Annotated in this window: 29 protein-coding genes and 1 other annotated feature; of the genes, 12 read left to right on the plus strand and 17 right to left on the minus strand. The window is 55.1% G+C overall.

Annotation, left to right across the window (positions count from 1 at the left end; translation table 11 throughout):
- Positions 1–123: 123 nt before the first annotated feature.
- A complete protein-coding gene (locus EPG66_RS03255) occupies positions 124–1,170 on the plus strand; it encodes a 3-deoxy-7-phosphoheptulonate synthase (RefSeq protein ID WP_182685946.1) in 1,047 nt (348 codons plus the stop codon).
- Between the two features lie 7 nt (positions 1,171–1,177).
- Here the strand turns inward: EPG66_RS03255 and EPG66_RS03260 are convergent, their stop codons facing one another.
- The 15 genes from EPG66_RS03260 to EPG66_RS03330 all read right to left on the minus strand — a co-directional run bounded on the left by EPG66_RS03260 (position 1,178) and on the right by EPG66_RS03330 (position 14,984).
- On the minus strand, positions 1,178–2,629 hold the full coding sequence (locus tag EPG66_RS03260; protein WP_031590477.1) for a protein adenylyltransferase SelO: 1,452 nt from the start codon (positions 2,627–2,629) through the stop codon (positions 1,178–1,180).
- 80 nt (positions 2,630–2,709) lie between these two features.
- Positions 2,710–3,456 carry an EAL domain-containing protein gene (locus EPG66_RS03265; protein ID WP_069026159.1) on the minus strand — a complete coding sequence of 249 codons (747 nt, stop codon included), beginning with the start codon at positions 3,454–3,456 and terminating at the stop codon, positions 2,710–2,712.
- Positions 3,457–3,751: 295 nt separating this feature from the next.
- Entirely contained in the window at positions 3,752–4,210 is a 459-nt protein-coding gene (locus EPG66_RS03270; RefSeq protein ID WP_010245666.1) for a C40 family peptidase, read from the minus strand.
- Positions 4,211–4,278: 68 nt separating this feature from the next.
- On the minus strand, positions 4,279–5,028 hold the full coding sequence (btuD, locus tag EPG66_RS03275; RefSeq protein ID WP_083068172.1) for a vitamin B12 ABC transporter ATP-binding protein BtuD: 750 nt from the start codon (positions 5,026–5,028) through the stop codon (positions 4,279–4,281).
- Complete coding sequence (locus tag EPG66_RS03280) at positions 5,029–5,574, minus strand: glutathione peroxidase (protein WP_182685948.1); 546 nt, start codon at positions 5,572–5,574, stop codon at positions 5,029–5,031.
- Between the two features lie 50 nt (positions 5,575–5,624).
- Positions 5,625–6,608, minus strand: a complete 984-nt coding sequence (btuC, locus tag EPG66_RS03285) for a vitamin B12 ABC transporter permease BtuC (RefSeq protein ID WP_083068175.1) — start codon at positions 6,606–6,608, stop codon at positions 5,625–5,627.
- A gap of 179 nt (positions 6,609–6,787) precedes the next feature.
- Entirely contained in the window at positions 6,788–7,090 is a 303-nt protein-coding gene (ihfA, locus tag EPG66_RS03290; RefSeq protein ID WP_003853259.1) for an integration host factor subunit alpha, read from the minus strand.
- A gap of 4 nt (positions 7,091–7,094) precedes the next feature.
- Positions 7,095–9,482, minus strand: a complete 2,388-nt coding sequence (gene pheT / locus EPG66_RS03295; RefSeq protein WP_115764835.1) for a phenylalanine--tRNA ligase subunit beta — start codon at positions 9,480–9,482, stop codon at positions 7,095–7,097.
- Between the two features lie 14 nt (positions 9,483–9,496).
- On the minus strand, positions 9,497–10,480 hold the full coding sequence (gene pheS / locus EPG66_RS03300) for a phenylalanine--tRNA ligase subunit alpha (RefSeq protein WP_010245680.1): 984 nt from the start codon (positions 10,478–10,480) through the stop codon (positions 9,497–9,499).
- A gap of 71 nt (positions 10,481–10,551) precedes the next feature.
- Positions 10,552–10,677 (minus strand) — a sequence feature (Phe leader region).
- Positions 10,628–10,672 (minus strand): pheST operon leader peptide PheM, encoded by a 45-nt coding sequence (gene pheM / locus EPG66_RS03305; RefSeq protein WP_106120997.1) that lies wholly within the window; start codon positions 10,670–10,672, stop codon positions 10,628–10,630. Its footprint overlaps the feature before it by 45 nt.
- A gap of 117 nt (positions 10,678–10,794) precedes the next feature.
- A complete protein-coding gene (gene rplT / locus EPG66_RS03310) occupies positions 10,795–11,151 on the minus strand; it encodes a 50S ribosomal protein L20 (RefSeq protein WP_003853267.1) in 357 nt (118 codons plus the stop codon).
- A gap of 44 nt (positions 11,152–11,195) precedes the next feature.
- Positions 11,196–11,393 carry a 50S ribosomal protein L35 gene (gene rpmI, locus EPG66_RS03315; protein WP_010245683.1) on the minus strand — a complete coding sequence of 66 codons (198 nt, stop codon included), beginning with the start codon at positions 11,391–11,393 and terminating at the stop codon, positions 11,196–11,198.
- A 99-nt stretch (positions 11,394–11,492) separates the two neighbouring features.
- Positions 11,493–12,044: a translation initiation factor IF-3 gene (infC, locus tag EPG66_RS03320; protein ID WP_029519030.1), complete on the minus strand. Its 552-nt coding sequence runs from the start codon at positions 12,042–12,044 to the stop codon at positions 11,493–11,495.
- Between the two features lie 3 nt (positions 12,045–12,047).
- Entirely contained in the window at positions 12,048–13,976 is a 1,929-nt protein-coding gene (gene thrS, locus EPG66_RS03325) for a threonine--tRNA ligase (RefSeq protein WP_010245687.1), read from the minus strand.
- A 246-nt stretch (positions 13,977–14,222) separates the two neighbouring features.
- A complete protein-coding gene (locus EPG66_RS03330; RefSeq protein WP_031590484.1) occupies positions 14,223–14,984 on the minus strand; it encodes a DUF481 domain-containing protein in 762 nt (253 codons plus the stop codon).
- Positions 14,985–15,334: 350 nt separating this feature from the next.
- Between EPG66_RS03330 and ghoS the strand changes: the two genes are divergently transcribed.
- Entirely contained in the window at positions 15,335–15,652 is a 318-nt protein-coding gene (gene ghoS, locus EPG66_RS03335; protein WP_159226373.1) for a type V toxin-antitoxin system endoribonuclease antitoxin GhoS, read from the plus strand.
- 78 nt (positions 15,653–15,730) lie between these two features.
- Entirely contained in the window at positions 15,731–16,624 is an 894-nt protein-coding gene (locus EPG66_RS03340) for a fructosamine kinase family protein (RefSeq protein ID WP_033757473.1), read from the plus strand.
- A 12-nt stretch (positions 16,625–16,636) separates the two neighbouring features.
- On the opposite strand, the gene EPG66_RS03345 is transcribed toward EPG66_RS03340, so the two are convergent.
- Positions 16,637–17,173 (minus strand): YniB family protein, encoded by a 537-nt coding sequence (locus EPG66_RS03345; RefSeq protein ID WP_010245694.1) that lies wholly within the window; start codon positions 17,171–17,173, stop codon positions 16,637–16,639.
- A 146-nt stretch (positions 17,174–17,319) separates the two neighbouring features.
- Here EPG66_RS03345 and hxpB point away from each other — a divergent pair, with 146 nt between their 5' ends.
- The 6 genes from hxpB to EPG66_RS03375 all read left to right on the plus strand — a co-directional run bounded on the left by hxpB (position 17,320) and on the right by EPG66_RS03375 (position 22,631).
- Entirely contained in the window at positions 17,320–17,988 is a 669-nt protein-coding gene (gene hxpB / locus EPG66_RS03350) for a hexitol phosphatase HxpB (RefSeq protein WP_031590487.1), read from the plus strand.
- A 173-nt stretch (positions 17,989–18,161) separates the two neighbouring features.
- The gene (gene kduI, locus EPG66_RS03355) at positions 18,162–18,998 is read left to right on the plus strand and encodes a 5-dehydro-4-deoxy-D-glucuronate isomerase (protein WP_109653588.1); all 837 of its coding nucleotides are present in this window, start codon (positions 18,162–18,164) and stop codon (positions 18,996–18,998) included.
- 16 nt (positions 18,999–19,014) lie between these two features.
- Positions 19,015–19,776 (plus strand): 2-dehydro-3-deoxy-D-gluconate 5-dehydrogenase KduD, encoded by a 762-nt coding sequence (gene kduD, locus EPG66_RS03360; RefSeq protein ID WP_010245706.1) that lies wholly within the window; start codon positions 19,015–19,017, stop codon positions 19,774–19,776.
- Between the two features lie 140 nt (positions 19,777–19,916).
- A complete protein-coding gene (locus EPG66_RS03365; protein WP_031590489.1) occupies positions 19,917–20,507 on the plus strand; it encodes a metal-dependent hydrolase in 591 nt (196 codons plus the stop codon).
- A gap of 151 nt (positions 20,508–20,658) precedes the next feature.
- Positions 20,659–22,050, plus strand: a complete 1,392-nt coding sequence (locus tag EPG66_RS03370; RefSeq protein ID WP_010670021.1) for an L-cystine transporter — start codon at positions 20,659–20,661, stop codon at positions 22,048–22,050.
- A 188-nt stretch (positions 22,051–22,238) separates the two neighbouring features.
- Positions 22,239–22,631, plus strand: coding sequence for a DUF6515 family protein (locus EPG66_RS03375; RefSeq protein WP_039391785.1), 393 nt, complete (start codon positions 22,239–22,241; stop codon positions 22,629–22,631).
- 66 nt (positions 22,632–22,697) lie between these two features.
- Here EPG66_RS03375 and osmE read toward each other — a convergent pair whose 3' ends face one another.
- Positions 22,698–23,033, minus strand: a complete 336-nt coding sequence (gene osmE / locus EPG66_RS03380; RefSeq protein WP_010245718.1) for an osmotically-inducible lipoprotein OsmE — start codon at positions 23,031–23,033, stop codon at positions 22,698–22,700.
- 302 nt (positions 23,034–23,335) lie between these two features.
- Between osmE and EPG66_RS03385 the strand changes: the two genes are divergently transcribed.
- The 3 genes from EPG66_RS03385 to yddG all read left to right on the plus strand — a co-directional run bounded on the left by EPG66_RS03385 (position 23,336) and on the right by yddG (position 26,432).
- A complete protein-coding gene (locus EPG66_RS03385; protein ID WP_182685949.1) occupies positions 23,336–24,538 on the plus strand; it encodes a multidrug effflux MFS transporter in 1,203 nt (400 codons plus the stop codon).
- A gap of 118 nt (positions 24,539–24,656) precedes the next feature.
- On the plus strand, positions 24,657–25,481 hold the full coding sequence (gene nadE, locus EPG66_RS03390; protein ID WP_010670018.1) for an ammonia-dependent NAD(+) synthetase: 825 nt from the start codon (positions 24,657–24,659) through the stop codon (positions 25,479–25,481).
- A gap of 60 nt (positions 25,482–25,541) precedes the next feature.
- Positions 25,542–26,432 carry an aromatic amino acid DMT transporter YddG gene (yddG, locus tag EPG66_RS03395; RefSeq protein ID WP_115765438.1) on the plus strand — a complete coding sequence of 297 codons (891 nt, stop codon included), beginning with the start codon at positions 25,542–25,544 and terminating at the stop codon, positions 26,430–26,432.
- Positions 26,433–26,445: the final 13 nt, after the last annotated feature.

The raw sequence follows: 26,445 nt of genomic DNA on the forward strand, positions 1-26,445 counted from the left end.
ACGCTGCCGTCGCTTTTGATTTCATTATTAAATTCCGGGTTGAATTCGCAGACTAATGGTTTATTGTGACCACCATCACTTCCCGGTATTTCACCGCTGCGAAGAACCGTTTTCGAGAATCCCATGAACAAAACCGACGAACTGCGTACCGCACGCATTGGTAGTCTGATTACCCCCGCCAGCCTGGCGGCTGAGCATCCTGTCTCTCCGGCAATTGCCGACAATGTCACCGCTGCCCGTAAACGTATTGCCCGTATTCTGACTGGCGAAGATCCCCGCCTGCTGGTGGTGATTGGACCCTGCTCGCTGCACGACCCGAAAGCGGCACTGGAATATGCTGAGCGTCTGAACACGTTACGCCGCCGCTATGAAGATCGGCTGGAGATTGTGATGCGCGCCTACTTTGAAAAGCCGCGCACCGTAGTGGGCTGGAAAGGCTTAATCTCCGATCCCGATCTGGATGGGAGCTACGATGTGAACCGCGGCATAGGCATCGCCCGCCAGCTGCTGATTGATATCAACGCGCTGGGCCTGCCTACCGCCACGGAATTCCTGGATATGGTGATCGGCCAGTTTATTGCCGATCTGATTAGCTGGGGCGCGATTGGCGCACGTACTACCGAAAGCCAGATCCACCGCGAAATGGCATCGGCCCTCTCCTGCCCGGTAGGCTTTAAAAACGGCACCGATGGTAACGTACAGATTGCCGTGGATGCGATTCGCGCCGCGCGCGCCAGCCACATGTTCCTTTCGCCCGATAAGCTGGGCCAGATGACCATCTATCAGACCAGCGGTAATCCGCATGGTCATGTGATCCTGCGTGGCGGCAAACAGCCTAACTATCATGCCAGTGATGTTGCCGCCGCGGCCGAAAGTCTGTCGGCGTTTAATCTGCCACAGCAGCTGGTGATCGACTTCAGTCACGGTAACTGCCTGAAGCAGCATCGTCGTCAGATGGATGTCGCGGCAGAGGTGGCAGAACAGATTAAAGCGGGATCGCAGGCCGTTGCCGGTGTGATGATTGAAAGCTTCCTGGAAGAGGGTAATCAGAAAGTCGTCAGCGGCGAACCGCTGGTCTATGGCAAGTCGATTACCGATCCCTGCCTCGGCTGGCAGGAGAGCGAAAAGGTGCTCGCCCTGCTGGCCGAGACGGTTTCTCACCGCCTCTGAGTCTGCATCAGCTGGAGCAGCTCACTTCAAGGGTTTTGCCCCAGTCTGGCGGCCGCTGACGATATTCAGCGGCTGTCTGATCGCTAAAGGGTTGCTGTAACGCCTGATGCAGACGTGCCAGCGCCCCCTGCTCTCCCCGCTCCGCCTCTTCAATGGCCTGCTGAGCCAGATAGTTGCGCAGAATCACCGCCGGATTGGATGCCTTCATCACGGCCTGGCGTTCTTCATCACTGACCTGCTCATCCATCAGACGGCTGCGATAGCGCTGATACCAGCTATCAAACGCCTCACGATCGATAAACTCATCCCGCAGCGGTGAACGGCTTTCAGCCTGCTGCGTCTCACTGAGCAGGCGGAACGTCAGGGTGTAATCGCTATGCTCCTGCGTCATCAGTGCCAGCAGATCGGTCAGAATCTCATTATCGCTGCTCTGCTGCGTCAGCAGACCGAGTTTCGCCCGCATCCGTTCGCCCCAGACCCGCATCAGTTCGGGTTCGTAGGCGCTCAGTGCCGTCCGCAACTGCTCGGTGGTCAGCAGACCCGACAGCGCATGTGCCAGCCGGTTAAGATTCCACATGCCGATCATTGGCTGATTTTCAAAGCTGTAACGACCCTGATAGTCGCTGTGATTACAGATGAAGTCGGGCTGATAATCATCCAGAAAACCAAAGGGGCCATAGTCGATGGTCAGACCCAGAATCGACATGTTATCAGTGTTCATCACTCCATGAGCAAAGCCCACGCTCTGCCACAGCGCAATCAGACGCGCAGTGCGTAACACAATGTCGGTAAACCACTGTTGATAGCGGTCTGCTTCAGCATCCAGATGCGGCCAGTGATGGCGAATGGCGTAGTCGGCCAGTTGCTGCACTTTCTCCTGCTGCTGGCTGTAAAAGAAATGCTCGAAATGACCGAAACGCAGATGACTCGGTGAAATGCGCATCAGCATCGCGCCACGCTCTGTTGTTTCGCGGTAGACCGGCTCATCACCTATCGACAGGGTCAGCGCACGCGTGGTGGGAATGCCCAGATGATGCAGCGCTTCCGAGGCGAGAAACTCACGCACGCTGGAACGGATCACGGCACGGCCATCGCCCATGCGGGAATAAGGCGTCAGACCTGCGCCCTTGAGATGCCAGTCCAGCTTGCTGCCATCCTCCAGACGCTGCTCACCCAGCAGAATGCCGCGTCCGTCGCCAAGCTGGCCCGCCCAGACGCCAAACTGATGGCCGCTGTAGACCTGCGCCAGCGGCTGCATGCCTGGCAGCAATGCTGCACCGTGCCAGACGGCATGACCCTTATCGGCAAAGAGCGCGTTATCCAGCCCCATTGAGGCTGCAAGCGGTGCGTTATGATATAGCAGGCGTCCGCCTGCCAGTGGCGTGGGGTTCAGCGCGGTGTAACACCCGGTAAGTTCACGGAACCAGGTGTTGTCAAAAGAGGCCTTGCCTGAGGACATTGTTTCTCCCGTGCGATGCTCAGCGTTACTTAAGGTTAGTCCTCTAGTGTAACGCTGATAGCGGGGATTAACAGGAAGTATCAGCCGGGATGCTGCGCGGATGGCACACGATCGTCGGCGCAGATCAGCGAATGCAGCGCGTCAGATTTTACCACCGGGAAGAGCGCACCCTGAAACTCGGCACTGCTCAGCTGGCTGACTTTATCCAGCAGCACGTCGTCATCAATGCCACAAATAATGAGCCGGTCACAATGGGCGCGGAAATTATCGATAATGCTCTGAAGAAACGGCACGAATGAAGCGCGCTTTGCCAGCGAATGAATAAACTCTTTGTCCAGGCAGATGCAGCTGAATAAATTATCGTAGACCGCATTAGAGGGGGTCTTACCCGCGCCAAAATGAGAAATCGCTAAATTAAACTCAGCATGCAGGCTTGCCAGCAGGGGATTATTTTTCCCCAGTTTTAGTTGCGGAAACGTTTCAGTGATATTCAACAGAATGAATGGCAACTGCTTTATTTTGCGCATCACTAATTCGCTGGCCAGCAGCGTCCGGGCCATGCCTTCATCAATACGTATAAATGCTGACACGAAATGCGCTTCAAAAAAGCCGCGATTCTGCTCCAGCAATCCAATCTGACTTTGCAGCAGGCGCAGCTGCTGCGACTCATCGAGCTGCGGCAGCAACAGATCCTGCGGCAGGGTGATGGGGGCACTTTCATGCACAAACTGCGTGACCAGCTCGACAGCGGTCAGTCGCCCATTAACATCACAGACAGGATAAAACCAGATTTCCGACTGATAGTCGGCCGAAAGATGAATTTTCATTTTAATGCCAGAATATGCGGCGATGGTGATATCGTATAGTAATGGTCCGGCGCAGGCAATAGTGCCAAATCATTGAAGAGACGAACTTCTTTACTCTTCCATTGCCGTTTGGCAGCAGGCGATCACCCTTAAGCCAAATAGTAGCGACAAAACAGCGGTTATTAGTGGAATTAAATAAGCGTTTATTATGTTTATTAAAACCCATGCTCAATAACTGTCATTTAAAATAAACCTTTTACTCTCTGTTTTAACTCTATTTAAAATTGGACTTAAGTCTGATTCCCCGAACCTGCGTTTAAATACGACGCGCCTGCCAGAACACTTTTCGCCAGTAGACATTGTCGAGCGAAGAGCGGATGACACCCTGGCTGGTTGAGGCATGAATAAAGGCGTTATCGGTGTCATAAATGCCCACATGCAGGCCATTCTCCCCGCGACCGGTTTTGAAGAAGACCAGATCGCCTGGCAGCAGCTCGTCTTTGCTGATTCGGGTGCCAATATCGCTTTGAGCTGAGGTGGTGCGTGGCAGTTGCAGCGCAAATTTATCCCGGAAAGTCAGATAGACAAAGCCGGAGCAGTCAACCCCATTACGGCTCATGCCGCCATAGCGATAAGGCGTACCACGCCAGTTACCGAGCTGATCGTTCAGTTCCGCAATCACGGTGATCGAATCGGAAAGACGGCCATTAATCGGCGGAGCGTGATGACTGCATCCCGTCAGCAGCAGAACTAAAATCAGCAAACCCAGGCGCATCGCCAAATGTCCTTATCAGAAGTTGCAACCGGCTTAATGTAGCGGTAAAGCCCGCCGGGTAGCAAGTGTCAGGGCAATACGGTCAGCAGCGTGCGTCCTTCAAGTTCAAGCTGCCGGAAAGCAATCTGATAGAGCGGTGTCAGGCGTTGCGGCGTCAGAACCTCTGCTGGTTCACCCTGGGCAATCAACTCTCCCTGATCCATCAGCCAGACCCGATCCGCCTGTTGCAGGCTGTGGTTGAGGTCGTGACTGCTGGCGATAACGCTGATGCCCGCCGCGCACAGTTCGGCAATCAGATCGTCCACCGCTTTTTGCTGGGCGATATCCAGCGCGGTCATGGGCTCATCAAGGATCAGCAGCCGCCCGTGTGGATTGATGTGGGGATCAATCTGCACGCAGACCGCCGCCAGCCTGACGCGCTGCCATTCACCACCGGAGAGCCGGGTCAGTGAACGCGATAATTTATCCTGCAGCTGAAGCCGTTTCAGCAGCGTGCTGAGGCGATTGTCTGCCTGCCCCCCCGCCTGTTTCAGATGCAGACGCAAATAGTGCCAGACCGGCATCTGGCTCAGCGGTGCCTGCTGCTGAGGCAGCCAGCCGCGAACCCGGGCCATCGCCGCGCCGTTCCAGTCACTCAGCGGCTGTCCGTCCAGCAGCACAGTGCCGGAGGCGGGTTGCAGTCCCGCAATCACACTGAGTAAGGTGCTTTTGCCTGCACCGTTCGGGCCTGCCACATGCAGCAGCTGACCGGCGGCAAGCTCACCGGTCAGTGGCAGCAGCCGTCCGGGGACGGCGGCCTGTTGCAGGCGCAACAGCATCTATTTTGCCAGCGCCTGCTTGATGGTTTCCAGAATGATCGGATCTTCCGGCGTCATGTCAGGTGCAAAACGCTGGATCACGCTGCCGTCACGGCCAATAAGGAATTTTTCGAAGTTCCACAGGATGTCGCCCTGCTCTTTCGGCGCGCGTCCTTTGCTCTCCATGCGCTCGTAAAAGCCGCTGCCTTCCGAGCGCACCGCGTCAGGTCGGGCCGCAATCAGCTGGGCATAGAGCGGATGGCGGCCTGCGCCATTCACGTCGGTTTTGGCAAACATCGGGAACGTGACGCCATAAGTGGTGCTGCAGAAGGTTTTAATCTCCTCACTGCTGCCCGGCTCCTGCTCCAGAAACTGGTTGCAGGGAAAACCGAGTACGCTGAAGCCCTGATCCTGCCAGGCTTTCTGCAGGTTCTCCAGCTCTTCATATTGCGGCGTCAGACCACATTTCGAGGCAACATTGACCACCAGCAGTACCTTGCCCTGCCATTGTGACAGCGTGGTTTTTTCCCCATCGAGCGTAACCAGTTCAGTTTGATATATGTTCATGCGGTTTCCTGTTGTGGATGCTGTTGTGGATGCAGAGTCGCCAGCCGAAGCTAGCGTGAAGACTTCACCAGTAAAATAATAAACAGCGGCGCGCCCAGTGTCGCCGTCACGACACCTATCGGTAATTCTGCCGACGTCAGCGCCAGACGAGCCACAATATCGGCTGCCAGTAATACACCTGCGCCAGCCAGCGCCGATGCCGGCAGCAGATAGCGGTGATCGCTGATGCCGCTCATACGCAGCAGATGCGGGATCACCAGTCCGACAAAACCAATAGCACCGGCCATCGCGACGCTGATGCCGACCAGCCAGCCCATGGCGAGCACCAGCAGATTACGCCAGTAGAAGAGAGACAGTCCGAGCTGGCGGGCAGATGTCTCGCCCAGCGCCAGCAGATTAAGAATCTGCCCGGTCGCCCCCAGGGCCAGCATCACCGGCAGCAGCGCCAGCATCATCCAGCCATAGCGCCAGTCAATCCCGCTGAAGCCCCCCATCATCCAGTACATCAACTGGCGCAGATCGAGGCTGGTACTGAAGTAGACCGCCCAGGTCATGATGGCACTACAGATAATTCCCAGCGCCACGCCGGTAAGCAACAGCCGGGTGACCGAGAGCTGACGATGGGCAAAACGCAGCAGGATGAGCGTAATAATCAGCGCACCGGCCATCGCCGCCAGACCAAGGCTCCACAGTGAGCCGCTGCCCAGCAGCACGCCAAGCACCAGGCCAATACCGGCACCGTTCGAGACGCCGAGCAGGCCGGGCTCCGCCAGCGGATTTGTAAACAGCGCCTGCATCACTACACCGCATACCGCCAGCGATGCCCCGACCAGCACCACCGCCAGGCTGCGGGGCAGCCGCAACTGCCAGACAAAAAGCCTGCCGCTTTCCGTGAACCAGTCTGAGGGCGCGATCCAGCTGTCACCGGCACACAGGCTGAGACAGAGCAGTGCAGAGAGCGTAAGTGCTAACACAATAAGCCATTTCTGGCCGCGCTGGTCGGCCTGGCGCGCGAGCTGGTCGAGCAGAGACATAAGCAGGATTAGCTGAGAAAACAGAGATTTGATTGTAGAGGGATTGCAGAAAAAAGAAAGGCAGATGAGGCGGTTTGCATTTTGCTGTCAGGGAGATTAACGGGCGCGGGAAGCGGGATTGCTGCTTACTGAAACCATGAAAAAAGGCCGCTTGCGCGGCCTTTTTGAAACGCTGAAATTCAGTCAGTCTCTTTGGGTGTAGCGTTCTCTACGCGGCTTTTCAGCTTCTGTCCTGGGCGGAACGTTACTACGCGACGCGCAGTAATCGGAATATCTTCACCCGTTTTCGGGTTTCTGCCAGGACGCTGGTTTTTGTCACGCAGGTCAAAATTACCAAACCCAGACAGTTTTACCTGTTCTCCATTCTCCAAAGCGCGACGTACCTCTTCGAAAAACAGCTCTACTAACTCTTTGGCATCGCGTTTGCTCAGCCCGAGTTTCTCAAACAGGTACTCTGACATCTCAGCTTTTGTAAGCGCCATAGGTTCAATCCCTCAAGGTTGCCTGGAATCGCTCTTTTAATGCCGCAACGCATTTGCCAACGGTCGCGGCAATCTCCTCTTCTTCGAGTGTCCGGCTGGTATCCTGCAAAATCAGGCTGATTGCGAGGCTCTTGTAGCCCTCAGAAACGCCCTTACCGCGGTACACGTCAAACAAGTTTACGCCAACTACCTGATTTACGCCAACTTTCTTACACTCCGCGATGATATCTGCTGCAGGGACGTTTTCAGCCACCACAACGGCAATATCACGACGGTTCGCCGGGAAGCGAGAAATCTCGCGCGCGTCAGGCAGGACGCGGTCTGCGACCTTATTCCAAAGCAGTTCAAAGACTAAGGTGCGGCCATTGAGATCAAGCTTACGTTCCAGCTCAGGATGAACCACACCGATAAATCCGATATGTTCATCATGCAAATAAATCGCCGCGCTCTGTCCTGGATGCAACGCCGGATTCGCTTCAGCACGGAAGCTGATGTCATCCAGTTTGCCGGTTAAATCGAGCAGCGATTCTAAATCGCCTTTCAAATCATAGAAGTCAACTGTCTGGCGCGCCAGATCCCAGTGCTCTTCAACGCGGTTACCGCTGATGACGCCAGCCAGCATAAGATCCTGACGGATGCCTAAATCTGCCTGGGTATCCGGCACAAAGCGTAAGCCGCTCTCAAACAGGCGCACGCGGCTCTGCTGACGGTTCTGGTTGTAGACTACCGCGCTGAGCAGGCCAGTCCAGAGTGAGAGTCGCATGGTCGACATATCGCTGGAGATTGGGCTCGGCAGCAACAGCGCCTCTTCACCCGGGTGCAGCAGCTGCTGAATTTTCGGATCGACGAAACTATAGGTAATCGCTTCCTGATAGCCCTTGTCCACCAGCAGGTTTTTCGCGCGCTTCAGCGACAGATTCGCTTCGCGATGCTGAGTCATCACCAGACCCGCCTGTACCGGCACATCCGGAATGTTGTTGTAGCCATAAATACGGGCCACTTCTTCAACCAGATCTTCTTCAATCGCCATATCGAAGCGCCAGCTCGGGGCGACGGCCTGCCACTGTCCTTCCCCCACGGTCACTTCACAGCCGAGGCGCGTCAGAATGTCAGTAACCTGCTCATCCGCGATCACGTGGCCAATCAGACGGTCCAGCTTTTCACGACGCAGCGTAATCGTCGCTGGTACAGGCAGGGCGGACTGATGAGTCTGATCGATGATCGGGCCCGCTTCACCGCCGCAGATTGACAGCAGCAGCTGGGTAGCACGCTCCAGCGCGATATGTTGCAGCGCCGGATCAACACCACGCTCGTAGCGATGTGACGCGTCGGTATGCAGACCATGACGACGGGCGCGGCCGGTAATAGAGAGCGGATCAAAGTAAGCACACTCGAACAGGATGTTCTGCGTTTCGCCGTTCACGCCCGAATGTTCGCCACCAAAGATACCAGCCATCGCCAGCGCTTTCTGATGATCGGCGATCACTAAGGTATCACTCTGCAGGCTGGCTTCAGTGCCATCCAGCAGCGTCAGCTTTTCGCCCTCTTTCGCCATACGCACCACGATACCGCCGTCGATGCGGTCGAGATCGAAGGCGTGCATCGGCTGACCCAGCTCCAGCAGAACGTAGTTAGTGATATCCACCACCGGATCGATAGAACGAATGCCACAACGACGCAGCTTCTCTTTCATCCACAATGGCGTTGGCGCCTTAACGTTTATGCCTTTTACTACACGGCCCAGATAGCGTGGACAGGCTTCTGTCGCATCAACCTGAATCGGGAAAGTGTCGTTCAGCGTCGCAGCGACCGGCTGCATCTCCGGCACATTCAGTGGCAAACCGTTGAGGACGGCGACATCACGGGCGATACCGATCAGACCCAGACAGTCAGCGCGGTTAGGCGTGACGCTGATTTCGATGGTGTTGTCATCAAGCTGCAGGTAGGTGCGGATGTCGGTGCCAATCGGCGCATCGGCTGGCAGTTCGATGATGCCGTTGTGGTCGTCGGAAATCCCCAGCTCGGAGAAAGAGCAGAGCATGCCTTCAGACGGCTCGCCACGCAGTTTGGCCGCTTTGATTTTGAAATCACCTGGCAGCACGGCGCCTACGGTGGCGACGGCGACTTTCAGTCCCTGACGGCAGTTCGGCGCGCCACAAACGATATCCAGCAGGCGATCGCCGCCCACGTTGATTTTGGTCACACGCAGCTTGTCTGCATTCGGGTGCTGGCCGCACTCCACCACTTCCCCGACCACGACGCCGTGGAAGGCACCGGCAACCGGATCAACGCCGTCGACTTCCAGACCGGCCATAGTGATTTGTTCAGACAGCGCAGCGCTGTCCAGGGCTGGATTTACCCATTCGCGTAACCAGAGTTCACTGAATTTCATTGGATATCCTGCCCTTACTTAAATTGTTTGAGGAAACGTAAATCATTTTCAAAGAAGGCACGCAGATCGGTCACGCCGTAGCGCAACATGGTCAGACGCTCCATGCCCATACCAAAGGCGAAACCGGAGTAGACTTCCGGATCGATGCCGACATTGCGCAGCACGTTAGGGTGAACCATGCCGCAACCCAGCACTTCCAGCCACTTGCCGTTTTTACCCATGACGTCTACTTCTGCTGATGGCTCAGTAAACGGGAAATAGGAAGGACGGAAACGAATCTGCAGATCTTCTTCGAAGAAGTTGTTCAGGAAATCGTGCAGCGTGCCTTTCAGGTTGGTAAAGCTGATGTTTTTATCCACAATCAGCCCTTCCATCTGATGGAACATCGGGGTATGGGTCTGATCGTAATCGTTACGGTAAACGCGGCCCGGCGCAATAATGCGAATCGGCGGCTGCTGAGCCTTCATAGTACGGATCTGCACGCCGGACGTCTGGGTACGCAGCAGGCGCGTGGCGTCGAACCAGAAGGTGTCGTGATCGGCACGGGCCGGGTGATGGGCAGGAATATTCAGCGCATCGAAGTTATGGTAATCATCTTCAATTTCTGGCCCGGTTACGACGCCAAAGCCTAACTCACCAAAGAAGGTCTCAATGCGATCCATGGTGCGAGTCACCGGATGCAGGCCGCCATTCTCAATGCGACGACCTGGCAGAGAGACATCAATGGTCTCTTCAGCCAGACGGGCATTCAGCACCGCAGCTTCCAGGGCATCTTTGCGCGCATTCAGGCGCTCGGTGACCTGCTGCTTCGCTTCATTGATTACCGCACCCGCTGCCGGGCGCTCTTCGGCTGGCAGCTCGCGTAACGTAGTCATCTGCAGTGTCAGATGTCCTTTCTTACCCAGGTATTCGACGCGCACCGCGTCAAGGGCGGCGATATCCGTCGCCCCGTCGATGGCCGCCGTGGCGCTGGCCACCAGTTCTGCGAGTTGGGACATAGTTTCCTCTTTTTCCAGTCAGGCTGGTCAGTTCTCGTTGGGACCTGCCGGTCCAATATGCTAGCGCCAGAAACAAAAAAGCCTCCACGAGGGAGGCTTTTAGCGCGATTTTTCGTTTCTTTTCTTATGCGCAAAAGCCCCTGGATGTCAGGCGCTAAAGTAAAAAAAGAAACGGAAAATAGCAGCGTTCATGCTTGCGGTTACCTTGTCATGCGATACAGGGGGTCTATTGAAATGCTCAGCGCCGAAAATGTCAATCTTTTGCGTAAGTTACAGGCAATAAAAAAGGGAGCAAGCTCCCTTTTCCATCTGACTTACGCCAGGGCTGATTTCGCTTTTTCGACCAGTGCAGAGAATGCCACTTTATCGAATACCGCGATGTCGGCCAGGATCTTACGGTCAATCTCAATGGCTGCTTTTTTCAGACCATTGATGAAACGGCTGTAAGACATGCCGTTCTGACGTGCCGCTGCGTTGATACGCGCGATCCACAGCTGACGGAACTGACGCTTACGTTGACGACGGTCACGGTAAGCATACTGACCAGCTTTGATAACAGCCTGGAAGGCAACGCGGTAAACACGTGAACGTGCACCGTAATAGCCTTTAGCTTGTTTTAAGATTTTTTTGTGACGTGCGCGAGCAACTACACCACGTTTTACACGAGCCATTTAGCTCTCCTGTTTAATATTCTGAATTAATGAAAAAAATTTACTTATGCGTACGGCAGGCAGGCAATAACCAGACCCAGATCGCCTTTTGACACCATGCCTTTCGGACGCAGGTGGCGTTTACGCTTAGTAGATTTTTTAGTCAGAATATGACGCAGGTTTGCGTGTTTACGCTTGAAGCCGCCAGAAGCGGTCTTCCGGAAGCGCTTGGCCGCGCCACGTACAGTTTTAATCTTTGGCATTTTAAAAATATCCACTTCGCATTGTTAATAACATGACCCAGACAGGCGAACAGTTAACCGCACAGCGCGAACGCTGCGCGGTTAGTGTTACTTGAAAGCCTACTGTTTCTTCTTAGGAGCGAGCACCATGATCATCTGGCGGCCTTCGATCTTCGAAGGGAAGGATTCGACAATGGCCAAATCCAGATCTTCACACAGATCTTTACGGACGCGGTTAAGCACTTCCATACCGATCTGCTGGTGCGCCATCTCACGACCGCGGAAACGCAGCGTGATTTTGGCTTTATCGCCTTCTTCCAGAAAGCGAATCAGGTTGCGTAGTTTGACCTGATAGTCGCCATCATCGGTTCCAGGACGGAATTTGATTTCCTTAACCTGAATAACTTTTTGCTTCTTCTTCTGTTCCTTAGAAGATTTGCTTTTTTCATAGAGGAACTTGCCGTAATCCATGATGCGGCAGACCGGCGGTTCGGCATTCGGGCTGATTTCGACTAAGTCGCCGCCCGCTTCCTCGGCTTTTTCCAAAGCTTCGCGTAATGTGACAATGCCAATCGGCTCGCCATCCATGCCTGTTAAGCGCACTTCAGTTGCGCGGATTTCACTGTTGATTTTGTTCGGACGCGTCGGTAGTACTCGTTTTCCGCCTTTAATACTTTATTCCTCCAATTGTTGAAGATTTCGGCTGCGAATCTCTTGTTGAAGCTTCTCAACAAACACATCGACATCCATCGACCCAAGGTCTTTACCACGGCGGGTGCGAACGGCAACTTTGCCAGATTCCACCTCTTTATCACCGCAGACCAACATATAAGGGACGCGACGTAATGTGTGCTCGCGGATTTTAAAGCCTATCTTCTCATTTCTCAAGTCTGCCTTCACACGAATGCCAGCATTCTGCAGCTTACGCGTCAAAGACTCAACATATTCTGCTTGTCCGTCGGTAATATTCATTACCACGACTTGCAGCGGTGCCAGCCAGGTTGGGAAGAAACCGGCGAATTCTTCGGTCAGAATACCGATGAAACGCTCCATTGACCCCAGAATCGCACGGTGAATCATCACTGGCGTCTGACGATCATTGTTTTCACCCACGTAGGTTGCTTCAAGGCGTTTTGGCAGGGAGAAGTCTAGCTGAACTGTTCCGCACTGCCAGGCGCGATCAAGACAATCGTACAAAGTAAACTCAATTTTAGGACCGTAGAACGCGCCTTCGCCTGGCTGGAACTCAAACTCAATATTGTTTTCGTTCAGCGCCGCAGCCAGATCTTCCTCGGCACGATCCCACATCTCATCCGTACCGATGCGCTTCTCAGGACGGGTGGATAACTTCACCACAATCTTTTCAAAGCCGAAGGTGCTGTACATGTCATAAACCATGCGGATACAGCTGTTCACTTCGTCACGCACCTGCTCTTCAGTACAGAAGACGTGTGCATCATCCTGGGTAAAGCCACGAACACGCATCAGGCCGTGCAGCGCGCCTGAGGGTTCATTACGGTGACAACTGCCGAACTCTGCCATACGCAGCGGCAGGTCACGGTAGGATTTCAGACCCTGATTAAAGATCTGAACATGCCCAGGACAGTTCATCGGTTTGATGCAATATTCACGGTTCTCAGATGAGGTGGTGAACATGGCTTCTTTATAGTTTTCCCAGTGCCCGGTTTTTTCCCACAGGACGCGATCCATCATGAATGGACCTTTAACTTCCTGGTACTGGTACTCTTTTAACTTGCTGCGGACAAACACTTCCAGCTCGCGGAAGATGGTCCAGCCGTCATTATGCCAGAAGACCATGCCTGGTGCTTCTTCCTGCATATGGTAGAGATCCAGCTGCTTACCAATCTTACGATGGTCACGCTTCGCCGCCTCTTCCAGACGCTGCAGATAGGCTGCCAGCTGCTTTTTATCTGCCCATGCGGTGCCATAAATACGCTGCAGCATTTTGTTGTTGCTGTCGCCGCGCCAGTAGGCACCGGAGATCTTCTGCAGTTTAAAATGATGGCAGAACCGCATGTTCGGCACGTGCGGACCGCGGCACATGTCGACATATTCTTCGTGATGATACAGGCCAGGCTTATCGTCATGGCTGATGTTTTCATCAAGAATGGTGGTCTTATAAATTTCGCCGCGCGCCGCAAAGACGTCACGAGCTTCCTGCCAGCTGACCTTCTTCTTCACCACATCGTAGTTGGTTTCAGCCAACTGATGCATGCGTTTTTCCAGCAGGTCGATATCTTCCTGGGTCAGGGTACGATCGATGTCGACATCATAATAGAAGCCGTTATCAATGACCGGGCCAATCGCCATTTTGGTATCCGGCCACAGCTGTTTAATCGCATGCCCTAACAGGTGCGCACAGGAGTGACGGATAATTTCCAGACCCGCTTCATCTTTAGCGGTAATGATCGCTACGGCGGCATCTTCGGTGATGGGATCAACAGCATCAACCAGTTCACCGTTAACACGACCGGCGATACAGGCTTTCGCCAGACCAGGACCGATGTCCAGCGCAATATCCATCACACTGACAGGGCGGTCAAACACGCGCTGGCTGCCATCAGGAAGCGTAATTACAGGCATTTCATATCCTTATTTGCAGTGGTAAGCCACACGAAAGCCTACATGCAACGTAATGTAAAATTAGTGACCTGGCGTGATATCAGACCCACATTGTCGGAATGTCGCCAGGATTTCAGTGCGGGGCCGATGATAGCAGTTTTCCCCGGCGAGAAAAACCCATCCCTTTTTCGCTAAGCCCTGGAGAAATCAAAAAAAAGCGGCCTGACATGCTGTCAGGCCGCTGTGAATGCTGCTGCAAAAATGCACTTACATTGCGTAAGAGAGCATGATTGAGGTTTTGGTATCGGTACGATCAGGTGCCGATTCCGGCGGATTGTTGTTCCAGCTGACGTTATAAGCCAGCTTCAGCGCGAAGTGGCTGTTGATAGCCACCTGCAGGCCGGTTTCGGAGTTCACCGTGGTGTCTTCTCCGAAGCTGCTCAGCACTGACACGCCCTGAATAAATTTAGTGGTGTCGGTGAGCTGCCACTGATAGCTGACTGCGCCATAGCCCAGCGCTTTAGTCTGATGACCGCCAGCGTGATAATCGTCATAACGTACACCCGGACCCAATTCCGCACGCAGCGAGTGCACCGGACCATTCAGAATCTGACGACCGTAACCGGCTGTCAGCACGTCGCGTGAATCGTAACCATTGAAACGATCGCTTAACCAGCTCGCCTGTCCAAACAGATAGTCATACGAGTTAAGGTTGTAACGTGAACGCCCCCCGATGTTGTACGTTTCAGAAGAGCGCTCATCGTTTGACGAGGTGTTGGCTGCGTTACCCCACAAGCTGTAAGCCATAGATGACTGATACCAGGTCATATTGGTCTGAGCCGTCATTGATGAACTGGTGGTGTTACCGGTTTGCGCCAGATATCCCGCAGCAGCAGACCCTTCAAACGGCTTTTTAGCTGTTGAAGGGTCATCCATTGACGTAAATACGGCGTTATCGGCCATTGCCTGGTGACAGAAAGCTCCGGCGGAGAGCAAAAGAACAGCAGACAGCTTGTTATAGGCTTTCATTAAATGTGATCCGTGCGACTGTTTAAAAAACGGAGAGTCTGAAGCGTTTTGCCGGGCATTCAATGCAATTTACGGTAAGTTTTGTAAAAAATTATTAACTTACACAAAATGCCTGGAATCACCCTGACAACCCCTGTTAATTGGGACTCATCTTATTAACGTCGCGCATTATAGTGCTGCCCAAACGAAAAGCCAGACGCAACGGCAGAAGATTTTTACGTTATGCTGCTGGCTCCTGACACGAATTTACGCTATGCATCACGTCACACACGCAGCATCTCCTTCATAATTCGCCTGATTTTTCACCATGGTCTACGCTCAGTTCAGTTTCCTTTCCCCGGAGGTGCCTCATGAGCAACACCTTAACCCGCTATATCGTGACCTTTCACTATCAGGAGTCGGGCTTAAGTGACATCCTGGAACTGACCAGCGCAATGACCGCCGCAGGTTTCACGACCACGATGACAGATGACGACGGCCATCCACATGAACTTGGTACAAACAGCTATGGCATCGTCAGCACGCTGGAGGCTGAGGAGCTGCGGCAGCAGGTCACTGCGGCCGGTGAAAGCGCGCTGGGTCAGGAACCCGAGGTGACCGTCACGACCTTCGAAGAGTATCTGCGCGATGCTGCCGATCATCGCCCTGCCACCTCAGCGCCAGAATAAAGGGTGCAATTGCGCGATTTTTGGTGAATATTTACGCAATACAATCGAACTTACGCAGCGAATAACGAGGATAGCCCAATGTGGTCAGCCATTAGTCGTCTGTTAAGCGAGCAGTTAGGCAACGCCGAAATCACTCAACGTCACGCCCTCGCGGGGGGTGATATCCATCCCACCTGGCAGATCCGCTACGGTGATCACGACGTCTTCGTCAAAAGTAACAGCCGCGATATGCTGTCGCTCTTTACCTGGGAAGCAGACCAGCTGGATTTGCTGGCGCGCACCGGCACGGTACGGGTGCCTAAAGTTTATGGTGTGGGTCATCATCGCGAGGAGAGCTTTCTGCTGCTGGAATATATCAGGCCACAGCCGCTTGATGAGCAGAGTGCGTATCAGCTCGGTCAGCAACTGGCGCATCTGCATCAGTGGAGCGAGCAGACGCAGTTCGGCCTCGATTTCGACAATAACATCACCACGACGCCCCAACCCAATAGCTGGCTGCGACGCTGGTCGGTTTTTTTTGCTGAACAGCGCATTGGCTGGCAGCTGCAGCTGGCGGCAGAAAAGGGAATTCAGTACGGGGATACAGAGCTGATCGTTGCCTGCGTGCAGCGGGTGCTCGCGTCACATCATCCGCAGCCGTCGCTGCTGCATGGCGATCTCTGGCCGGCTAACTGCGCCAGCAGTGAGAGTGGCCCCTGGCTGTTCGATCCTGCCTGCTACTGGGGCGACCGTGAGTGCGATTTAGCCATGCTGAGCTGGTACCCTGACCTGCCTCGCCAGATTTACGACGGTTATCAGGCGGTGTGGCCGTTACCGGATGGTTTTTCGCAGCGTCTGCCGGTCTACCAGCTCTACTATCTGCTCAACCGGGCTAACGTCTTTGGCGGGCACTGGCCTGGCGATGCACAGTTCGCCATTGGCCAGTTGCTGGATGAGGATGCGCTGGGCGCCAGTCAGGCCAGACCGGCCTGACAAAGCTCGCGGTCAGATAAAGCCCAGCAGCGACAGCGCAAAATAACCGGCTATCGCAATCACCACCGGCAGGACATAGAGCGGGAAGATCTGCAGGAAGATGGTGTGGCGAGGTACGCGCACCTTCTCTTCCAGTTGCTGACGGCTACGCCCTTCACTGCCTTTTGCCTGCTCCAGAATCATCTGATCCTCAATGCCCTCTTTGACGTGACGCGCCTGACGTCCCATCCGCGCGCCTGATGACTCCAGCGCCAGCCCGACAAAAATCAGAATGTAGATCAGCCAGAAACCCAGGTTCATCTGACCGTTAAATTCCGGTACCGGCGAGTTATGCCAGAAGACATTCAGGAATGGCGTGTTAAAGCGCAGCATATCGACGATGACGTGGACGAAATCGAGCATGACGGCATCAATGCCTGGCTGCTTTTCGCTATGCTTAAACATAAAGCTCAATACAGAAATAATGGTCGACAGCAGCGCCACTAAAAAGAGCACCCAGCCTGCCACTCGCTTGAGGATGGCAATACGGCCAGCCTGTTGATAGGTCATAATATCTCCTGAACCCGGAATCCAATTTGCCGTCAGTTTACCTGCCAACGGTGAAATTTCCCAAATAAAGCGTGGCCTGTCGGGCAGAGCGTGCGCCCGCAAAGAATGATGTTAAGGTAAAGCTGACTTTAAAAGGAGACCCCCTGATGCCTTATCACCGCCCTGTCCTTGCCGCCCTGTTTGATATGGATGGCTTACTCATCGATTCTGAGCCTCTGTGGGATCAGGCTGAGCTGGATATCTTTTCAACGCTGGATGTTGACCTGTCACGGCGCAGTGAAATGCCCGATACCCTGGGTCTGCGCATCGATCAGACTGTTCGGATGTGGTACGAAACGCTGCCGTGGCATGGCCCCTCTCAGCAGGAGGTCACTGAGCGGATTATTACGCGCGCCATGACGCTGGTGGATCAGACGCGGCCACTGCTGCCGGGCGTGGAAACGGCGCTGCAACTGTGCCGGGAACATGGGCTGAAAATCGGCCTTGCCTCCGCATCGCCGCGGAAGATGCTGGAACAGGTGCTGGAGATCTTCAATCTGCGCCCTTATTTCGACGTACTGGCTTCAGCAGAAGCGCTGCCCTACAGCAAGCCCCATCCCCAGGTCTATCTCAACGCCGCCGCCAGCCTTGCGATCGATCCGCTCAACTGCGTCACGCTGGAAGATTCGTTTAACGGCATGATCGCCACTAAAGCAGCGCGTATGCGATCGATTGTGGTGCCCGCCGCCGAACACCGTGACGATCCCCGCTGGGCACTGGCGGATGTCCGGCTGGACAATCTGACCCAGCTTAGCCTGCAGCATCTGCAGGGATAATATCAGCCCGCTTATGGCGGGCTTTTTATTGCCTGTTGCACCTGTCACTTGATCTGACCCGCAAAAAATAAAACAACGTTTCATTTTTATTGAATTCCCATCCCGCTCTGCCTAAGATGCCAAAAGCGTCCCCGTTTGGGGCATGAATAACCTGACCTGCAGAGAGGCCTGAGATGGACGTTCGTCAAAGCATTCACAGCGATCACGCTAAGCAACTCGACACTGAAGCACTGCGCCGCGAGTTCCTGATTGAGAAGATATTTACTGCCGATGATTACACCCTGACCTACAGCCATATCGACCGCATCATTATTGGCGGCGTCATGCCGGTGAATAATCCGGTCACTATCGGTGATGAGATGGGAAAGCAGCTGGGCGTCTCTTACTTCCTTGAACGCCGCGAGCTGGGCATGATCAATATTGGCGGCCCGGGTCTGGTAGAAGTTGACGGTAAAGCGTGGGAAATCGGTCACGAAGAGGCACTTTACATCGGCAAAGGTGCGCGCAACCTGCTGTTCCGCAGCCTGAACCCTGCGCAGCCGGCCAAATTCTATTACAACAGTGCGCCAGCACACAGCACCTACCCGGACAAGAAGATCACGCTGCAGGAAGCGGCCACCGCGACGCTGGGTGATGCCGCGACCTCCAATCGCCGCACCATTAACAAATTTATCGTGCCGGATGTGTTGCCCACCTGTCAGCTCACCATGGGCTTAACCAAACTGGATGAAGGCAGCCTGTGGAACACCATGCCCTGCCACACCCATGAACGCCGCATGGAAGTCTATTTCTACTTCGATATGAGCGAAGAGTGCGCCGTCTTCCACATGATGGGGCAACCGCAGCAAACCCGCCATCTGCTGGTACACAACGAGCAGGCGGTGATCTCACCCAGCTGGTCAATTCATGCCGGTGTCGGCACCCAGCGTTACACCTTTATCTGGGGCATGGTGGGTGAGAATCAGGTCTTTGATGACATGGACCACGTCAAAATCAGTGAACTGCGCTGAGCAGAGGAGAAATACCATGGTACTGAGTACGTTTAACCTGGAAGGTAAAGTCGCGCTGGTGACCGGCTGTAACACCGGTTTAGGGCAAGGTATGGCGCTGGGTCTGGCCCAGGCGGGTTGTGATATCGTCGGCGTTAACCGTGATGGCCCGGATGATACCCAAAGTAAAGTGGAGGCGCTGGGTCGCCGGTTCTGGCCGGTGCAGGCCGATCTGATGCAGACCAGCGTGGTGGCCTCAGTGGTTGAACAGGCGCTGGCCGCTGCCGGTAAAATTGACATTCTGGTCAACAATGCCGGCATTATCCGCCGTGAAGACGCACTGAATTTCAGTGAGCAGGACTGGGATGACGTGATGAATCTTAACAGCAAGAGCCTGTTTTTCCTGTCACAGCAGGTTGCCCGTCAGTTTATCGCGCAGGGTAATGGCGGCAAGATCATCAATATCGCCTCCATGCTCTCCTTCCAGGGCGGTATCCGGGTGCCCTCTTATACGGCGTCGAAAAGTGCCGTGATGGGGCTGACCCGTCTGATGGCGAACGAGTGGGCAAAACATGGCATTAACGTCAATGCCATCGCTCCCGGTTACATGGCCACCAACAATACGGAACAGCTTCGTAATGATGAGTCGCGCAGTGAAGAGATTCTGGGGCGTATTCCGGCAGGCCGCTGGGGCGTGCCGGATGACATGATGGGCCCGGTGGTTTTCCTGGCCTCTTCCGCATCTGACTACGTGAATGGCTATACCCTGGCAGTGGATGGCGGCTGGCTGGCGCGTTAATCTAAATGGCGGACAGTGTTTCATCGCTGTCCGCCTTGTTAATAATATTCATGCTTCGTTACAGCGTCACATGTTCTCATTTACTGGATAAATCCCTATACTGGATGCATCGACAGTTTTCTTTGCAACCAGGTTCTATCATGACGGGCGAAGGCCACATCATTTTTGCCATTGCCAGCGCTATCTTTGCGAAGCGTGCTGAGCTGACACCGGTGCTGGCGCAAGCCGACTGGTGGCATCTTGTTCCCTCAGCCCTGCTGACATGTCTGTTGCCCGATATCGATCACCCTAAATCTCTGCTGGGACAGCGACTGCGTTGGCTCTCTCATCCTATTGCGCGCGCGTTCGGCCATCGCGGCTTTACCCACAGTTTGCTGGCGATAGCCGCTGGTTTGTGGCTTTTTCAGATAAACCTGCCCCGGTCGTCGCCGATACCCCCTGATGTCCTGCAGGGTCTGACGCTGGGCTACCTTAGCCATATTGTGGCCGATATGCTGACGCCTGCCGGGGTTCCGCTGCTGTGGCCCTGCCGCTGGCGCTTCCGGCTGCCGATTCTGCGCAGCCAGAAAGGCAACCAGCTTGAGCGGGCATTGTGTCTGGGACTGGTGGGTTATGCGCTCTGGTTTCCGGTGGGCATGCCATCTTTTGGTGCAAACGGCTGGCCGTCACAGCTGTTCGATACGCTACAAAATGGCGTCGGACGGTTGATTTCCAGTCATACTGCGCAATAAATCAGCACAAAACAACTTAAAGTTATAAACCATGCCATTTGGATATAAGGCACCCTCTTCGCCTGCTGTTACCATTCCTGCTGTCTTAATTCGTGATTAACATTATGCGGCCTTTCCAGAGCGAAAGGCCGCATTACTCTGGAGTTTCAGTATGGACCTTCCTCTTACGCTTAATATCGTAGCCTTTGTGGTGCTGCTGGTATTGCTCTCTCGCTTCAGCCGTCAGAACTGGAGCCTGTCGAAAAAAGTGCTGACCGGTCTGGTGATCGGCGTGCTGTTCGGCCTGGTTTTGCAGTTGATCTACGGCGAAAACAGCGCAGTGGTCAAAGAGTCAATCAGCTGGTTTAACATCGTCGGTAATGGCTATGTCCAGTTGCTGCAGATGGTCGTAATGCCACTGGTGTTCGTTTCCATTCTGAGTGCGGTCGCCCGTCTGCATAACGCCTCGTCGCTGGGAAAAATCAGCGTACTGACAATTGGCGTACTGCTGTTTACCACTGCGATTTCGGCGCTGGTCGGCGTCTTTGTGACCGGCCTGTTTGGCCTGAGTGCAGAAGGTCTGGTTCAGGGCGTGCAGGAGACTGCGCGTCTCAGTGCGATCCAGAGCAACTATGTCGGCAAAGTGGCTGACCTGACCGTGCCGCAACTGGTGCTCTCCTTTATCCCGAAAAACCCGTTTGCCGATCTGACCGGCGCCAGTCCGACCTCGATTATCAGCGTCGTCATCTTCGCCGCCTTCCTGGGTGTAGCTGCACTGCAGTTGCTGAAAGATGATGAAGTTAAAGGTCAGCGCGTGCTGGTCGCGATCGATACGCTGCAGTCCTGGGTCATGAAGCTGGTGCGTTTAGTGATGAAGCTGACACCTTATGGTGTGCTGGCGCTGATGACCAAAGTGGTTGCCGGTTCTAACCTGCAGGACATCATTAAGCTGGGCAGCTTTGTGGTCGCCTCTTACCTCGGTCTGGCCATCATGTTTGGTGTCCACGCCCTGCTGCTGTCGGTAAATGGTATCAACCCGATGCGCTTCTTCCGTAAAGTGTGGCCGGTTATTACCTTCGCCTTCACCAGCCGCTCCAGCGCAGCAAGCATTCCGCTGAGCGTCGAGACCCAGACCCGTCGTCTTGGCGTGCCTGAGTCGATTGCCAGCTTTGCGGCCTCTTTTGGTGCCACTATCGGCCAGAACGGCTGTGCCGGTCTCTATCCAACCATGCTGGCAGTGATGGTTGCGCCAACCGTCGGGATCAACCCGTTTGACCCGCTGTGGATTGCGACGCTGGTCGGGATCGTGACGCTGAGCTCAGCAGGCGTTGCCGGTGTTGGCGGTGGTGCAACCTTCGCGGCGCTGATTGTCCTGCCTGCGATGGGTCTGCCGGTCACTCTGGTGGCGCTGCTGATCTCCATTGAGCCGCTGATCGATATGGGTCGTACAGCCCTGAACGTCAACGGTTCCATGACCGCCGGTTCTTTGACCAGTCGCTGGTTAGGTCTGACCGATAAGCGCGTCCTGGAAAGCGACGACAACGCCGAACTGGCGCATCGCTAATCTGCTTTGAACCTGGCGCGCCCGCGCCAGGTTATTCCCGCCCTTCTTCTCCATAATCTCCCCCATTAATGGCGACGCCGTTAAGAAAGCGTTAAGCGTGGTAAACAGGCGAAAAATCGCCGCTTTAGTGCTTGTCTTTACCGGGTAAAAAGCGAATTCTGCATCCAGTCTTATGAGGAGAACACCTGATGAAAAAGATAATCGCCTCGCTTCTGACGCTGACGCTTTTGACACCTGCTCTGGCTTTCGCCCATCCTGGCGACTGGGGCCCGCCGGGTGGATGGGGTCGACATGGCGGCCACGGGCCACGCTGGGGCGGACCCGGGCCGGTGCGCTTTTTGCCTGAAGCCGCAACCGCGGTGCTGATAGGTGGACTGACCTACTATCTGCTCAACGGCAATTATTATCAGCGTCACGGTGATGAGTATGTGGTGGCAGAGCCGCCTGCAGAGTCGCGGGTCAGCAGTGAAATGCGGGTACTCGACTTTAACGGCAAACGCTTCTATGTGCAGGCTGGCCACTTCTACCAGCGGCAGATAGATGGCGATTATGTTGAGGTGCCGCGCCCGGCAGGTTTGTAGTCAGCGCCACAACGAAAAACGGCCCGTCATAATGACGGGCCGTTTGCTATTCAGGGGTGCTAATAGTTACTGCTGAACCTGCGGATCGGTGTCATATTCCGCACAGCTCTGGAAGCCGTAGTTCATGACACGGCCGGTGTCGTTATAGCTCACGAAGTAAGTCTGAGCTTTACCGTCGCGCTGACCCAGTACATAAGTCTGGCAGGTGCCGCGCGCGTGAACCATGGTGATTTCAGTCGAAGGCGTACCGGCGATCTGACGAACCTGATCACGGGTCATACCCTTTTTAACATCCTTTACCACTGGCTTAGTCACGTAGCTTTCCGCACGATCGTAAGTCGTACAACCAGACAGTGCAGCCAGCGTCAGCGCCGCAGCGATACATCCCATCACTTTATTCATCTTGTTGTTCCTCATTTATTGTCCATGTGGAAACAAGCCTGGAACATAAATGCTGATTTATCAAGTTTATGACGAACAATTAGTGGCCTGTGAAATGTCAGGATTTCGTAAAGAAGGCTGTTTTGCTGTCAACGCAGACGTATACTGCCCGGCAAAACAGGTACCCGATAGCGCCCCGTTTTCCGAGACCGCACCGTCATCCGCGCAGTCGCAGACTGGCGTAAATGTCACGTTACCGGACGCTGTGTTTCACTGCCTTACCCGCTTTCTGTTTACCCCATCGCTGACAATCCCGAGGATAAATGACCCCTGTACACTCCAATCGCCTGGTTTATGCCATCACGCTGGGTCTGCTGGCCGCACTGGGCCCGCTCTGCATCGACCTCTATCTGCCTGCACTGCCACAAATGGCGCAGGATCTGCATACCGAAACCGCTACCGCGCAGCTGAGTCTGACTGCTGGCCTGCTAGGTCTCGGCTTCGGCCAGCTGCTCTTTGGCCCGATGAGCGATAAGTTCGGCCGCCTGCGCCCGCTGACCCTGTCACTGGTGTTGCTGTTTATCGCCTCAATGGGCTGTGCGCTGGCGCAGGATATTAACCAACTGCTGCTGGCGCGGCTGTTCGAAGGATTAGCGGGTGCGGGCGGCGCGGTGCTGTCACGGGCGATTGCACGCGATATGTATAGCGGCCACGAGCTGACGCGATTCTTCGCTCTGCTGATGCTGGTCAACGGTCTGGCACCGATCGGCGCACCGGTATTAGGCGGCGTGCTGATGACGATTTTAAACTGGCGCGGCATCTTCATGGTGCTGGGCGGCATTGCCATTCTGCTGATCCTGCTGGCGCGCTGGAAGCTGCATGAAACCCTGCCTGAGGCACGCCGCAGTAAAGGTTCGATATTCTCCGCCTACGCGGCATTGGGTCAGGTGATTACCCATCGCCCCTTTATGGGCTTCTGCCTGACCCAGGGGTTTATGATGTCCGGCATGTTCGCCTACATCGGTGCCTCGCCGTTCGTGCTGCAACAACTCTATGGTCTTTCGCCTCAGGCCTTTAGCTTCTGCTTTGCGGCCAATGGGTTTGGCCTGGTGATTGCTTCACAGACCAGCGCACGCCTCTGTCCATTGTGGGGCGAATATCGGGTGCTGAAAGGCGGACTGACGCTGGCCTTTGTCGCCTCCAGTCTGCTGCTGCTGGCCGCGCTGCTGCATGCCCCGTTAGCGCTGCTGCTGCTGGCACTGTTCTTTACCATTGCCAGCAACGGCGTTATCGCTACCACCGCTTCGTCCCTGGCGATGCAGAGTCAGGGCCATCGCGCTGGCAGCGCCTCCGCGGTGATTGGCGTCACGATGTTCACGCTGGGTGCGATTACCGTGCCGATTACCGGCATCGGCGGCACCTCGGTGCTGAGCATGTGCGCCACCATTTTTGGCTGTTTTATGACGGCGATTCTGATGTTTAGCGTGCTGGCGAAAAAACCGCTGCCGCAGGTAAAAACTCACTGATTTCGCAACGTTTCACGGCAATCAGTTACCGCTTTGGCTTGTTGTTTTCGCAAAGGCACGTTAGCTTTAATAAAACGTTCGCATCGAGCCGACAGGCCACTGACCTGAGGAGAAGTTCATGTCACTGCAGCAGGAAATTATTGAAGCCCTGGGTGTGAAGCCCACTATCGACGCCGACCAGGAAGTACGCGTCAGCATCGATTTTCTTAAAGCCTACCTGAAACGTCACAGCGGACTGAAAACGCTGGTGCTGGGGATCAGCGGCGGTCAGGATTCAACCCTGGCGGGCGCGCTGGCGCAGCGGGCGATCACCGAACTGCGTCAGGAGAGCGGTGATAACGACTACACCTTTATTGCCGTGCGTCTGCCCTATGGTGTGCAGGCGGATGAGCAGGATTGTCAGGACGCGCTGGCCTTTATCAAACCCGACCGTTCGCTGGTGGTAAACATCAAAGAGTCGGTGCTGGCCAGTGAGCGCGCGCTGAAAGAGGCGGGCATTACGCTTTCCGATTTTGTCCGCGGCAATGAAAAAGCCCGCGAGCGGATGAAAGCGCAATACAGCATCGCCGGCATGACCAAAGGCGTGGTGGTCGGCACCGATCACGCGGCTGAAGCCGTGACCGGTTTCTTCACCAAGTATGGCGATGGCGGCACGGACATCAATCCCCTGTTCCGCCTGAACAAGCGTCAGGGCAAGCAGTTGCTGAAACACCTTGGCTGCCCGGAGCATCTCTACCTGAAGAAACCGACTGCCGATCTGGAAGATGATCGTCCAGGCCTGCAGGATGAAGTGGCGCTGGGCGTCACCTATGAGATGATTGATGACTACCTGGAAGGCAAAAGCATCAATCCTGACAGCGCTCGCATTATCGAAGGCTGGTATCAGAAAACCGAGCACAAACGTCGCCCGCCGATCACGGTATTCGACGACTTCTGGAAGTAATCCTGCCCCTCCCTTGCCGCGGCAAGGGAGGCTTCTCTCACTGACTTTGTTGATCGCTGCATGCCTGCCACCGTTTCGCGCGCGACCCTCATCGGGCTTGTCGCCATTCTGCTCTGGAGTACGACCGTTGGCCTGCTGCGCAGCGTCAGTGAAGCCTTTGGCGCCACCGGTGGTGCGGCGCTGATCTACACCACCACGGCGTGTCTGCTCTGCCTGACCCGGGGCCTGCCCAGACCCGGCACACTGCCCGCCATCTACCTGTGGCTGGGCGGCGCACTCTTTGTCGGCTATGAAATCTGTCTGGCGCTGGCCATCGGGCTGGCCAGCGATCGCAGCCAGTCACTGGAGCTGGGGATGATTAACTATCTCTGGCCCTGTCTGACCATCGTGCTGGCCATTCCGTTTAATCAGCAGCGTTTCCGTGTCTGGCTGTGGCCAGGACTGCTGCTGTCGCTGCTGGGGATCGTCTGGGTAATGAAAGGCAGCGGCAGCGGATCGCCCGCGCTGTTGTGGCAGAATATGCTGCGCAACCCGGTCGCCTATGCGCTGGCCTTTATCGCCGCCCTGACCTGGGCGCTCTACAACAATCTCACCCGCCGCTTTGCCCGTGGTTCCAATGGCGTCACGCTGTTTTTTATCCTGACCGCCCTGGCGCTGTGGCTGAAATATGCTTTCAGCGATCACACTGCACCGATGACCTTTACGCTGGTGCCGCTGCTGGAGGTGCTGTTTGTCGGGCTCTCCACCGCCATCGCCTATTCCGCCTGGAATCACGGGATTCAGCAGGGCAATCTGACGCTGCTGGCCACCGCCTCCTACTTTACGCCGGTACTGTCGGCCCTGCTGGGATCGCTGTGGCTCGGCCTGACGCCACCGCTGGCCTTCTGGCAGGGCGTAGCGATGATCACGCTCGGCTCGCTGATCTGCTGGCGGGCAACACGGTCTCTGTAACCAGACGGCTGGC

The organism is Pantoea pleuroti, from assembly GCF_014156615.1.
GTDB lineage: Bacteria > Pseudomonadota > Gammaproteobacteria > Enterobacterales > Enterobacteriaceae > Pantoea > Pantoea agglomerans.

Excerpts from the sequence above, each read along its gene's own strand:
- EPG66_RS03255 (WP_182685946.1), top strand. The coding sequence starts at position 124 with ATGAACAAAACCGACGAACTGCGTACCGCACGCATTGGTAGTCTGATT.
- EPG66_RS03260 (WP_031590477.1), bottom strand. The coding sequence starts at position 2,629 with ATGTCCTCAGGCAAGGCCTCTTTTGACAACACCTGGTTCCGTGAACTT.
- EPG66_RS03265 (WP_069026159.1), bottom strand. The coding sequence starts at position 3,456 with ATGAAAATTCATCTTTCGGCCGACTATCAGTCGGAAATCTGGTTTTAT.
- EPG66_RS03270 (WP_010245666.1), bottom strand. The coding sequence starts at position 4,210 with ATGCGCCTGGGTTTGCTGATTTTAGTTCTGCTGCTGACGGGATGCAGT.
- btuD (WP_083068172.1), bottom strand. The coding sequence starts at position 5,028 with ATGCTGTTGCGCCTGCAACAGGCCGCCGTCCCCGGACGGCTGCTGCCA.
- EPG66_RS03280 (WP_182685948.1), bottom strand. The coding sequence starts at position 5,574 with ATGAACATATATCAAACTGAACTGGTTACGCTCGATGGGGAAAAAACC.
- btuC (WP_083068175.1), bottom strand. The coding sequence starts at position 6,608 with ATGTCTCTGCTCGACCAGCTCGCGCGCCAGGCCGACCAGCGCGGCCAG.
- ihfA (WP_003853259.1), bottom strand. The coding sequence starts at position 7,090 with ATGGCGCTTACAAAAGCTGAGATGTCAGAGTACCTGTTTGAGAAACTC.
- pheT (WP_115764835.1), bottom strand. The coding sequence starts at position 9,482 with ATGAAATTCAGTGAACTCTGGTTACGCGAATGGGTAAATCCAGCCCTG.
- pheS (WP_010245680.1), bottom strand. The coding sequence starts at position 10,480 with ATGTCCCAACTCGCAGAACTGGTGGCCAGCGCCACGGCGGCCATCGAC.
- rplT (WP_003853267.1), bottom strand. The coding sequence starts at position 11,151 with ATGGCTCGTGTAAAACGTGGTGTAGTTGCTCGCGCACGTCACAAAAAA.
- rpmI (WP_010245683.1), bottom strand. The coding sequence starts at position 11,393 with ATGCCAAAGATTAAAACTGTACGTGGCGCGGCCAAGCGCTTCCGGAAG.
- thrS (WP_010245687.1), bottom strand. The coding sequence starts at position 13,976 with ATGCCTGTAATTACGCTTCCTGATGGCAGCCAGCGCGTGTTTGACCGC.
- EPG66_RS03330 (WP_031590484.1), bottom strand. The coding sequence starts at position 14,984 with ATGAAAGCCTATAACAAGCTGTCTGCTGTTCTTTTGCTCTCCGCCGGA.
- ghoS (WP_159226373.1), top strand. The coding sequence starts at position 15,335 with ATGAGCAACACCTTAACCCGCTATATCGTGACCTTTCACTATCAGGAG.
- EPG66_RS03340 (WP_033757473.1), top strand. The coding sequence starts at position 15,731 with ATGTGGTCAGCCATTAGTCGTCTGTTAAGCGAGCAGTTAGGCAACGCC.
- EPG66_RS03345 (WP_010245694.1), bottom strand. The coding sequence starts at position 17,173 with ATGACCTATCAACAGGCTGGCCGTATTGCCATCCTCAAGCGAGTGGCA.
- hxpB (WP_031590487.1), top strand. The coding sequence starts at position 17,320 with ATGCCTTATCACCGCCCTGTCCTTGCCGCCCTGTTTGATATGGATGGC.
- kduI (WP_109653588.1), top strand. The coding sequence starts at position 18,162 with ATGGACGTTCGTCAAAGCATTCACAGCGATCACGCTAAGCAACTCGAC.
- kduD (WP_010245706.1), top strand. The coding sequence starts at position 19,015 with ATGGTACTGAGTACGTTTAACCTGGAAGGTAAAGTCGCGCTGGTGACC.
- EPG66_RS03365 (WP_031590489.1), top strand. The coding sequence starts at position 19,917 with ATGACGGGCGAAGGCCACATCATTTTTGCCATTGCCAGCGCTATCTTT.
- EPG66_RS03370 (WP_010670021.1), top strand. The coding sequence starts at position 20,659 with ATGGACCTTCCTCTTACGCTTAATATCGTAGCCTTTGTGGTGCTGCTG.
- EPG66_RS03375 (WP_039391785.1), top strand. The coding sequence starts at position 22,239 with ATGAAAAAGATAATCGCCTCGCTTCTGACGCTGACGCTTTTGACACCT.
- osmE (WP_010245718.1), bottom strand. The coding sequence starts at position 23,033 with ATGAATAAAGTGATGGGATGTATCGCTGCGGCGCTGACGCTGGCTGCA.
- EPG66_RS03385 (WP_182685949.1), top strand. The coding sequence starts at position 23,336 with ATGACCCCTGTACACTCCAATCGCCTGGTTTATGCCATCACGCTGGGT.
- nadE (WP_010670018.1), top strand. The coding sequence starts at position 24,657 with ATGTCACTGCAGCAGGAAATTATTGAAGCCCTGGGTGTGAAGCCCACT.
- yddG (WP_115765438.1), top strand. The coding sequence starts at position 25,542 with ATGCCTGCCACCGTTTCGCGCGCGACCCTCATCGGGCTTGTCGCCATT.